At 52.6% G+C, this 10,490-nt stretch carries 8 protein-coding genes; 4 read left to right on the top strand and 4 right to left on the bottom strand.

All coding sequences use genetic code 11. The features are described 5' to 3' along the window. Window positions 1-777 (bottom strand): succinate--CoA ligase subunit alpha (sucD, locus tag NP596_RS17365; protein ID WP_256616655.1); only part of this gene is annotated, 777 nt, incomplete at its 3' end. Next, window positions 777-1,943, bottom strand: a complete 1,167-nt coding sequence (gene sucC / locus NP596_RS17360; protein WP_256616654.1) for an ADP-forming succinate--CoA ligase subunit beta — start codon at window positions 1,941-1,943, stop codon at window positions 777-779. The genes sucD and sucC, both read right to left, overlap by 1 nt. Window positions 1,944-2,030: 87 nt before the next feature. Between sucC and NP596_RS17355 the strand changes: the two genes are divergently transcribed. After that, window positions 2,031-3,656, top strand: a complete 1,626-nt coding sequence (locus NP596_RS17355; RefSeq protein WP_256616653.1) for a sensor histidine kinase — start codon at window positions 2,031-2,033, stop codon at window positions 3,654-3,656. Continuing rightward, window positions 3,656-5,002: a sigma-54-dependent transcriptional regulator gene (locus tag NP596_RS17350; protein WP_256616652.1), complete on the top strand. Its 1,347-nt coding sequence runs from the start codon at window positions 3,656-3,658 to the stop codon at window positions 5,000-5,002. Before NP596_RS17355 ends, NP596_RS17350 begins: the two co-directional genes overlap by 1 nt. A 69-nt stretch (window positions 5,003-5,071) precedes the next feature. On the opposite strand, the gene NP596_RS17345 is transcribed toward NP596_RS17350, so the two are convergent. After that, window positions 5,072-5,554: a hypothetical protein gene (locus tag NP596_RS17345; protein ID WP_256616651.1), complete on the bottom strand. Its 483-nt coding sequence runs from the start codon at window positions 5,552-5,554 to the stop codon at window positions 5,072-5,074. Window positions 5,555-5,714: 160 nt separating this feature from the next. Next, on the bottom strand, window positions 5,715-7,583 hold the full coding sequence (locus NP596_RS17340) for an EAL domain-containing protein (RefSeq protein WP_256616649.1): 1,869 nt from the start codon (window positions 7,581-7,583) through the stop codon (window positions 5,715-5,717). A 188-nt stretch (window positions 7,584-7,771) separates the two neighbouring features. Between NP596_RS17340 and NP596_RS17335 the strand changes: the two genes are divergently transcribed. Together NP596_RS17335 and NP596_RS17330 are read left to right on the top strand one after the other, a co-directional pair. Next, window positions 7,772-8,626, top strand: coding sequence for an HDOD domain-containing protein (locus tag NP596_RS17335; RefSeq protein ID WP_256616648.1), 855 nt, complete (start codon window positions 7,772-7,774; stop codon window positions 8,624-8,626). Window positions 8,627-8,946: 320 nt separating this feature from the next. Then, complete coding sequence (locus NP596_RS17330; protein ID WP_256616647.1) at window positions 8,947-10,437, top strand: OprO/OprP family phosphate-selective porin; 1,491 nt, start codon at window positions 8,947-8,949, stop codon at window positions 10,435-10,437. Window positions 10,438-10,490 lie beyond the last annotated feature (53 nt).

Genomic DNA, 10,490 nt, shown 5'->3' with positions numbered 1-10,490 from the left:
CGCGGTACCCGTACCGCCGGTGACGATGGCGCCGGCATGGCCCATGCGCTTGCCGGGCGGGGCGGTTTGGCCGGCGATATAGCCGACCACCGGTTTGGTGACGTGGGCTTTGATGAATTCGGCGGCCTGTTCTTCATCGCTGCCGCCGATTTCGCCGACCATGACGATGCCCTCTGTTTGCGGGTCGTCCTGGAAGCGGCTGAGCACGTCGATGAAATTCATGCCGTGAATCGGGTCGCCGCCTATGCCGACGCAGGTACTTTGCCCCAGGCCCTGGCGGGTGGTTTGGTGTACCGCTTCGTAAGTCAAGGTGCCGGAACGCGAGACGATGCCGATTTTGCCCGGGGTATGAATATGGCCGGGCATGATGCCGATTTTGCATTGGCCCGGTGTGATCACGCCGGGGCAGTTGGGGCCGACCAATAATGCGTTGCTGCCCTGCATGGCGGCTTTGACCCGCAGCATTTGCAGGACCGGAATGCCTTCGGTGATGCAGACGATCAGCTGAATGCCGGCGTCGACCGCTTCCAATATGGCGTCGGCGGCGAAAAACGGCGGCACGTAGATCATGCTGGCGGTGGCGCCGGTGGCTTGCACGGCTTGTTGCACGGTATCGAACACCGGCAACTCCAGATGGGTGGAGCCGCCGCGGCCGGGGGTGACGCCGCCGACCAGTTTCGTGCCGTAAGCCAGCGCCTGTTCGGAGTGGAAAGTGCCTTGTTTGCCGGTAAAGCCTTGGCACAATACTTTGGTACTTTGATCGATCAAGATAGACATTAGACGCCCTCCGCCAATTTCACAACCAGCTCGGCCGCACTGTTTAAATCTTCCGCGGTATGCAAGCCCAAGCCGGATTCCGCCAGCATGGACAAGCCGAGTTCGACATTGGTGCCTTCCAGCCTGACCACCACCGGTATGGTCAGGTGCATTTCCTCGACCGCCGCCAGGATGCCGGCGGCAATCACGTCGCATTTGACGATGCCGCCGAAAATGTTCACCAGCACCGCCTTGGTGGTGCCGTCGGATAAAATCAATTTGAACGCGGCCTTGACTTTGTCTTTATTGGTGCCGCCGCCGACGTCCAGAAAATTGGCCGGCGCGCCGCCCTTCAGTTTCACCATATCCATGGTGGCCATGGCTAGTCCGGCCCCGTTGACCATGCAACCGATATTGCCGTCCAGGGTAATGTAATTGAGGTCGAACTGTTTGGCTTCGGCTTCCTTGGCGTCTTCCTGGCTAGCGTCGCGTAGCGCGGCAATCTCGGGATGCAGGGCCACGGCGTTGTCGTCGAAATTGATTTTGGCGTCCAGGGCTACTAGTTTGCCGTCGTCGGTTTCGATCAGCGGATTGATTTCGATTTGGCTGCAATCCTTGGCCAGAAACAACTCGTAGACGCCGGTCATGATGTTTTGCAATTGACTTTGTTGCTCTTTAGCCAAGCCCAGGGCGGCGGCCACTTGGCGGCAGTGATAGGGCTGCAAGCCGGATGCCGGGTGGATTTTAACGTGGACGATTTTTTCCGGGGTTTCCGCCGCCACGGCTTCGATGTCCATGCCGCCGGCCGCCGAAGCGATGAATATCAGGCGTTCGCTGTCGCGATCGACCAACAGGCTGAGGTAAAACTCGTTTTTAATCGCGGACGCTTCTTCCACCCAAACGCAATGAACCGGCAGGCCGTTAGCGTCGGTTTGATGGGTAACTAATTGGCTGCCGAGCATGGCGCCGGCGAAGTCGGCGACTTCCCGCGCGTTGCGGGCCAGTTTGATGCCGCCGGCTTTACCGCGGGCGCCGGCATGAATTTGGGCCTTGACCACCCAGGCCGAGCCGGTCAATGTTTGCATGACCTGCCCGGCCTGTGCGGCCGAATCGGCCACGCCGCCCGCCGGTACCGGAATCGCGAAGTCGCGAAACAGTTGTTTGGCCTGATATTCATGAATGTTCATCTATTGGCTCCACTGTAATGGCTTTATAAACGTTTAAAACAGAGTTTGCTATCATCCGGGCTTTTAGCCGACTCACAAATTCGCCCGATGCCGCCCAATCAAGTCGACACTATTTATCCTTGCCCGTTTTCGAAAGGATACGGGATCCCCATCCGCCAAGCCTGGTTGTTGCTGAAGATATTTTTCATCTATCGCTTCATCAGCGCCAGTTTGTTTGTGATGTTGTTTTTCTTCCGCTTCGGCCCGATGGGTTTGGGGGCGCACGATGCGCAATTGTATCAGTTCACCAGCTTGGCTTATCTAGGGATTTCGTTGTTGAACGCGCCGTTTATTTTCAGGCGGCTGGCCGGCTACAACCGGCTGGCGCAACTGTTTATTTTTACCGACATCGTCTTTATCACCGTGTTGATGCATGCCAGCGGCGGCGTGACCAGCGGCGTGGGCGGCCTGTTGGCCATTTCCATCGCGGCGGCCGGCTTGTTGATCGGCGGCCGTTGTGCGCTGGTGTTTGCCGCCTTGGCCAGTTTGGCGGTATTGGCCGAACAAGTCTACGATATGCAAACCCACGCCTTTAATTTAAGTTCCTTAAATTATTCAGGGCTGTTAGGCATCACTTTTTTTGCCATTGCCTTGATTTCGTTGATTCTGGCGCAGCGGGTCGAACAATCGGCCAGTCTGGCGCAACGGCACGCGCAAACCATCGTGCGGCTGGAAGAGTTGAACCGCTACATCATTCAACATTTGCAATCGGGCATCATGATCGTGGATGCCCAGCAATTCATCGTGCTGAGCAATTATTCCGCCTTGCGGCTGTTGGGTATCGGCGAATCGCCCACGCATCTGGCCGATGTATCCGCTCTGCTGCAACAGGCCTTTTTACTATGGAACCAATATCCGGAACAGGATTTCGCCATCATACAATTGGACAACGGCGAGGAGATTCAGGTGCGTTTTTCCTTGCTCAGGTTTGAAAACGAGCGTTTGCATTTGCTGTTGTTCGAAGACATCGGTTTGCATAACCAACGCCTGCAGCAAAGTAAACTGGCCTCGTTGGGCAGGCTGACAGCCAGTATCGCCCATGAAATCCGCAACCCGCTCAGCGCCATCAGTCATGCGGGCCAGTTGTTGTCCGAAGCGCCCGAGTTGAAACCGGAGGATCTCCGTCTGACCCGTATCATCCAAACCCATTGCCAACGCGTCAATAATATTATCGAGGATATTCTGAAACTGTCCCGGCGCAATCCTTCGCAAAAGCAGAAAGTGATGCTGGATCAGTGGTTGGTTGCTTATGTGCAGGAACAAAATCTTTGCCATGGCGAGTATTCTGCGGCGTTTAAATTGTCGTTCAAACAGACGGAACTCAATGCCTATATCGATCCGGGGCATTTAAAACAGATTTTGGATAATCTCTGCGCCAATGCGCTGAAGTACGGCAAGCCGGAATTGGGTTCGATCAGTATCCAAGCGGACATGGAGAATAATCAGCCCTGCATTCGGGTCATCGATAATGGGCCCGGTATCGATCATGAAGGGTTGCTGCATTTGTTCGAGCCGTTTTTCACCACCTCCAGACAGGGTACGGGACTGGGCCTTTATATTTCAAAAGAGCTGGCCGAACTCAATCAAGCGGAATTAAGCTATGCTAAATGCCAGGATAAACCTTGTTTTAGCTTGTTAATGGCCAATGCCGATCACGTTGTCATCGAAATATAATGAATACGCCCGTTACTTTAGTTGTTGATGATGAGCCCGATATCAGGGAGCTTTTGGATATTACCTTAAGCCGAATGAATATCCGCGCTTGTTGCGTGGAAACCATCAAGGAAGCCCGGCAGCTTTTGGCCAATCAACACTTCGATCTGTGTCTGACCGACATGCGCTTGCCCGACGGCGACGGTTTGGATTTGGTGGAATTTATACAGGAGTCGGGATCCCAGTTACCCGTGGCCGTGATTACCGCGCACGGCAGCATGGATATCGCCGTCAGCGCCATGAAAAAAGGCGCCTTCGATTTTTTGAGCAAACCCGTTGATTTGGCCGCGCTACGGCAATTGGTCGGCAATGCCTTGCAGGTATCGCCCGGTAATACGCTTGAAAAAGATCGCCGTACCCGCGATACCTTGTTGGGCGAATCCGAATTAATGTGCGAGATCCGCTCCAAGATCCAAAAAGTGGCGCGCAATCAGGCGCCGATTTATATCAGCGGCGAATCCGGTTCCGGTAAGGAATTGGTCGCCAAATTGATTCATCAACAAGGCCCTCGCGCCGATAAGCCCTTTGTGGCCATCAATTGCGGGGCCATCCCGCACGAGCTGATGGAAAGCGAGTTTTTCGGCCATAAAAAGGGCAGCTTCAGCGGCGCCATTGCCGATAAACAAGGCTTGTTCCAGGCCGCGGAAGGGGGAACCTTGTTTCTGGATGAGGTGGCGGACTTGCCGTTGACTTTGCAGGTCAAATTGCTGCGGGCCATTCAGGAAAAGAAAATTCGTCCGGTGGGCGATCAGCATGAGATTCCGGTGGATGTGCGGCTATTGAGCGCCACGCATAAGGACTTGGCGAAAATGGTACAGGAGGGCAGTTTCAGGCAGGATTTGTATTATCGGATTAATGTGATCGAGTTGAATTTGCCGCCGCTGCGCGCCAGGGCGGCCGATATCGTGCAAATAGCCGAACATTTGCTGGAACGTCTGGCGAAAGCCAACCAAGTGCCGGCGCCGCAATTTAGCCGGCAGGCCTTAACGGCCTTGCAGCGCTACAATTTTCCGGGCAATGTCCGGGAGTTGGAGAATATTCTGGAGCGCGCGCTGGCCTTGCATGAGGGCGATAAAATCGATGTCGAGGACTTAAACCTGCAGGTTGCGCAGGACGGGGCCGCCAAACCGCAAAGCAATTTCAATGCGGAGCAAATGTCGCTGGAAAGCTATTTGGAGGATGTCGAGAAAAAAGCCCTGACGGCCGCCTTGGAAGAAAACCGCTGGAATAAAACCGCCGCCGCCAAACAATTGGGCATGACATTCAGGTCTTTTCGCTATCGGCTGAAAAAGCTGGGTTTGGAATAAGCCCGCGGCTTTCAATCCGGCTGTGCGCGGGGCGGGCTTGGCCGCCCCCGCGGCGTTGGCCGGCCGGTGTTATTGATATTTTTTCAATCCCTTCAATTCTTGCAACGCGGCCTGGATTTTTGCGGTTGTGTCGTCATCCAGTTCGTTATTTTTGTAGATTTTGTCCAACAAGCCCTCTTCAACCAGGGCTTCCTTAATCCAGCGTTTGGCGAAGGCGTAGTTGCCGGGCAGTTTGGCCACTTCGCCGGTTTTAGGGTTCTTTAGGCTGTCGGTTGCGGCGGCGGCTTTGGTTTTCGGGGACGGGGCGGCTTTGTTGGCTTTTGCGGCCGCTGCCTTGGCGGGCGTTTTAGCGGCCGGTTTGGCGGCTACGGGGGCGGGTGGAGGAGGCGGGGCGTTTTCGGCGGGCTCGGGTTCCGTACTGCTATTGCTCTCCGGAGCGGGAGGGGCCGGCTGGCTGGCGGTTTCCTCCGGATTGTCCTTATGGCCGCCGATAGCCGTATACACCACATAGGCAACAAAAACGGTTGTTGCTATAAAAAGTAACTCTCCCATAACTCTTCCCCTCGCTTTTTTAATTTTTAGTTGATAAATCGATGTTACTGCAACGCATGACACCTGGCCCGAATATACCAGAGCCGGTCAGAGCGGTAAACTCCAATCCATAATGGCATGATTGCGGGGTATTGCCGCGGCGGACAATATCCTCGGATGATTAAAAAATATTGTTTTCCAGGGATTCGCCGTTCGACTGTTGCGGACTATTGGAATTTAAAAGAATGGCCAAGGATACTTGATGCCCGTCGAGTAAATTCCGTTCCGGCCTGCCGAATGCATAACCCTGGCCGAGATTGACGCCTATATCTTTCAGCCTCAGGGCTATATTGGGGGTTTCGACAAATTCGGCAATGGTTATTTTGCCCAATTTACCGGCAATTTCGACCATGGATTTCACCAGAATACGATCGGTTTCATTATGTTCCAGGTGGCGGATAAACTGGCCGTCGATTTTGACATAATCGACCGGGAAGGTTTTTAAATAATTAAACGAACAAAAACCGGCACCAAAATCGTCCAGGGCAAATTTACAGCCCAAATCCCGGATTTTGTTAATCATGTCCCGGGTGCGTTCGAAATTGTCCACGGCGGCCGTTTCGGTAATTTCAAAAGTCAGGCGGCCGGCATCCACCCAGGTCAGTTCCAGTTTCTCGCGAATGGTTTGCAATAAATCCGGATATTGAAAGGCGCTGCCGGATAAATTAATGGCCAGGGAAATGCGCGACATATACGAGGGCAGGGTGGCTAGAAAGTCGATGGCGTTTTCCACCACCCATAAATCGATGGCATGAATCAAGCCCATGCGCTCGGCGACGGGTATGAATTGGTCCGGGGTAATGGTTTTTCCGTCTTCCCCCCGCATGCGAATCAATACTTCGTAATGGGAAATATCGCCGTTGTTTAATTGCACCACCGGCTGAAACATTAAAAAGAAATCGCTTTCCCGTAAGGCTTTACGGATGATGGGCACCCAATAAATATCGCGGCGGCGCTCCTTGATGGCCACATCGTCCTGGTTGTATATTTTGACCTTGTCGCGGCCGTTGATTTTGGCGAAATTGCAGGCCTGGCGGCCGTGCAGAATCATTTCTCCGGGGTGCTGGGCCGGCGAGGCGTTATCCAGCGAGGTAATGCCGATGGAAACGCTGGCGCTGTAACAGATTTCGCCGGTAAAAAACCGGAAATTCTCGACCGTGGTGCGGATGGTTTCGGCGATGATATGCGCTTGTTTTTTGGTTTTGTTTTCCAGAAACAGGCAAAACTCGTCGGCGCCGATACGGGCGAACAGGCTGCTGGCCGGCACCAGTTTGCGCACCAGAATCGTCAGTTCGACCAGCAGGCGGTCGCCGACGTCGAAGCCTTCCAGTTCGTTGATTAAGCTGAAACGGTCGACATCGATGAACAATAACGCCCCTTCTTTTTTCAGTTTGTTGCTTAAATTCATGACCAAGCGCAGCTGGCGCTCGAAAGTATTGCGATTGACCAGGCCGGTCAACTCGTCGTGGGCGGCCAGAAACTTCAGTTTGGCTTCGATGACGCTTTTCGAGGCCAGCTCGTTGATCAGCTGTTCTTCCTGTTGTTGGCGTAAAAAGCGTTCCTGCTTGAGCTGCATTAAAAATTGGATCGCCAGCATCAGCAGCTGCGGATTGGCGGGCGAGGCAATTTGATAAACCAGGCATTGTCCGGTATCCGCCTGGGATGGCTTGGCTTCGGGTTTGGCGGCGGCGTTAACGGCCGGCTTTAAAATCACGAAAGGAATCACCGAGCCGTCGGTGGCGCAGGAAAGGCTTTGGCTCATTTCGAACGATTGGCAATTGGGCAGGTTTTCGTTCAGTATGATCAGGCCGATTTTTTCCGGTTGATCGTGGAACGGCCGGAGGATTTCGTAAATTTGCTCGCCGCGGCTGGCATGGCGAATATCCGAAAAACCGTTTTCCTGAAGAATTAAATTAATTTGGTTGGCGGATACACTGTCGTGTTCGGCAACAATAATGATCTTTTCTTTAATGGGGTCGCAAACAGTCATATACCGGCCCGGTATTTTTGAGTTATAAATAACAAAGAGGTTGGACAAGATTTAAAAGCTTTATGTAATCAATTACTTACATGGGACTTGTAATTCTGATAAAACCCGTTAGGCTTAATTTGCGTGCAACCCCCCGTCTGCTCACGTTAAAACCAGTATAGGCGACAATTTAAAATTTGTAATCTTCGATGATAATTTCCAATCCCACATTGACAGTTGCCGATTTGCTGAAGGGCGATATCAAACTCGCCTCGCCGCCGATTGTGTATCTGGCTCTGCAAAAAGTCGTCGAGGACCCCGCCAAAACCGCCAAGGATGCCGCGGCCGTTATCGAAAGCGATGCGGCCCTGGCTTTACGGGTACTCAAAATCGTCAACAGCGCCTTCTACGGTTTTCCGGCGCAGATCAGCGCGGTGGCCACGGCCATTACGCTGATAGGGATGCGGGAGCTGCAAAATTTGGTGCTGGCCACCGTGGTCATCGAGCGCTTTTCCGATTTGCCCGGCCAGCTGTTTTCCGTGCACGATTTTTGGGCCAAAAATCTGCGCTGCGCCTTGATTGCCCGCGAACTGGATGCGCGGATGGGTAAAAACTATACCGACACGGCTTTTTTATGCGGTTTGGTGCATGACGTCGGCCAGTTGGTGTTGTATCGGCGCATTCCGATATTGGCGCGCGAAGTGGATTTATTGGTGCAATCCCAATTGCCCGGAGAAATCGACCAAGCCGGTATCGAACAACAAGTCATCGGTTTCGACCATTATGAAGTGGGCGCCGAACTTTGCCGGCTGTGGAAACTGCCGCCGGTGGTGGTCGATTCCATTCGTTTGCATAGATACCCCGACTATGTCGGCAATAACGCCAAAATCGCCACCCTGATACGGCTTGCCGATCATTTCAGCCGCGTCGACAATCCTTACGATGTGCTGACGGCCAATGGTTTCGATTTATCGCCAGAGCAGATCAGCCAGGTTATGGATAAAACCCACGACGAATTTGAAGAGATCTTTAAGCTGTTTTTTCCCTCCCTGCAAAAGTCTTGAATTCGAGGCTTGTTCTGCGGAAATCGTTGCCGAGCGCTTAGCTGCGGCGTCTTTGTAAATACGCAACATTTTTGCTTGCCCGCGTCTCGCCGCAAATACGGCCGGTTGCCTAACCGGTCGTGTGATCTGTAGCAAAAAAACAACGAAATGGCGTGTAAATAGCCCGTTGTCATAAAGCTGTCATATTCCCTGCCTACAATTCGCGCCAACTGAACGGCGTTGGTTTCCCCCCAAGACTAATCAATTGCACCGGGTCTTCCATCCAGTGTCTTTAGCTGTTTGTTTTTCGATTCAATTAAAAAACCTTTGGAGATTTAAACATGAAGTTAACCAAACTGGGTCTGGCCATGGCGTCGCTGATGGGTGCGGGCCTCGCTACGGAAGCATTGGCCTTGGATTTATATGTCGATACCAAAACGCAGCAAATTTACGCCGAGCCGGGTAAGGGGCGCGTAAAACTGGGTTCGTTCGAAAAGGTTGAAGATTCCGCCGCGCAAAAAGCCGAAGCGGCGGCGCAAAAAGCTGAAATCGAACAAATCAAGGAAGATTTGGCGCTGAAAAACAACGAACTGAAAGCGTTGGACGAGCACATGAAAGTGGCCGAGGAAGTTAAGGTCAAAATGGGCAATAAAGGCGTCGAATTCGAATCCGCCGATAAGGATTTTAAATTCAGAATGGGCGGACGGATTCATGCCGATGCATCCTATTCCAGTGGTGATGACAATCTGGTTAATCGTGGAACAACAACACACGCGGAAGCTAATGACGGTACCGAGATTCGCCGGGCACGTATAGAAATGTTGGGCACTTTCTATAAAGACTGGGATTTCAAAAGCCAGTGGGATTTCGCCGACAACAGTGTCTCGACAAAAGACTTATTTATCCAATATACCGGTTTGAAAGACTTTGAATTTACCGCCGGCCAACAAAAACAAGCGTTCAGCCGCGAGTTGCAGGAAAGTTCGAACGACATGCTGTTCATGGAACGCTCGTTGATGAATGCCTTGAACGAACCGACCGTTGATCGGGCCATTGGTTTGAACGTGGGTAGCTTCCAAAAAGATTGGACCGGCCAGGTTGGTATATATGGCGACACAATCGCTCCTCCCGCAACAGGTGTTGCGGATGAAGGCTGGGCAATCAACTCCCGTTGGACCTACGCGCCAATCAATGAAAAAACCAAATTGATTCACCTGGGTATAGCCGGCAATCACCGAAATCTGAACGCCAATAATGATGTTGCAGGTGGGGTTTTGAGATTGCGTTCGGAAACCTCTCATATGTCCAATTTGTTCCTAATTGATACCGGCACTATTGCCGGGGTAGACGCCATCGATATGGTGGGCTTGGAAGCCAATGGGTTGTATGGGCCGTTTACCATTGGCGGCGAATACACCAAAATGTGGGTTGAGCGCAAAAATGCCGTGGCGTCTCAAAGCAATTTGGACTATAGCGCTTGGTACACCGAAGCATCCTGGACTATTACCGGTGAATCCCGTAAATACAAAAAAGGCAAATTCTATAAATTGTCGCCAAAACAAAACTTCAGTTTGAAAAACGGTACATGGGGTGCTTGGGAGTTAGCGGGTCGCTACTCGGAAGCCGATCTGAATAGCGGTGTGGGTACTGCGGATAATGGCGGTCAAATGTCGCTCTTGACTGTGGCTTTAAACTGGTATTTGAACGACACTATCCGTTTCATGGCTGACTACAATAAAACCTTGGATTTGAATAGACCGGCGGTTGCGACCGTGGGCGGTGGCGAACCAAACGTAGACACTTTCATGCTGCGCGGTCAGTTAGCGTTCTAATTAAGTCTGCTTTTCCAGTCAGGCTCAAGCCGCGCCGGGGCAACCCGGCGCGG

This window comes from Methylomonas rivi (assembly GCF_024505165.1).
GTDB classification, from domain to species: domain Bacteria; phylum Pseudomonadota; class Gammaproteobacteria; order Methylococcales; family Methylomonadaceae; genus Methylomonas; species Methylomonas rivi.
The sequence above is the reverse complement of the archived record's forward strand: the minus strand, read 5'-3'. Positions and strand labels throughout refer to the sequence as shown.

Coding starts and splice junctions, on each gene's coding strand:
- sucC (WP_256616654.1), bottom strand. CDS start 1,943: ATGAACATTCATGAATATCAGGCCAAACAACTGTTTCGCGACTTCGCG.
- NP596_RS17355 (WP_256616653.1), top strand. CDS start 2,031: ATGCCGCCCAATCAAGTCGACACTATTTATCCTTGCCCGTTTTCGAAA.
- NP596_RS17350 (WP_256616652.1), top strand. CDS start 3,656: ATGAATACGCCCGTTACTTTAGTTGTTGATGATGAGCCCGATATCAGG.
- NP596_RS17345 (WP_256616651.1), bottom strand. CDS start 5,554: ATGGGAGAGTTACTTTTTATAGCAACAACCGTTTTTGTTGCCTATGTG.
- NP596_RS17340 (WP_256616649.1), bottom strand. CDS start 7,583: ATGACTGTTTGCGACCCCATTAAAGAAAAGATCATTATTGTTGCCGAA.
- NP596_RS17335 (WP_256616648.1), top strand. CDS start 7,772: ATGATAATTTCCAATCCCACATTGACAGTTGCCGATTTGCTGAAGGGC.
- NP596_RS17330 (WP_256616647.1), top strand. CDS start 8,947: ATGAAGTTAACCAAACTGGGTCTGGCCATGGCGTCGCTGATGGGTGCG.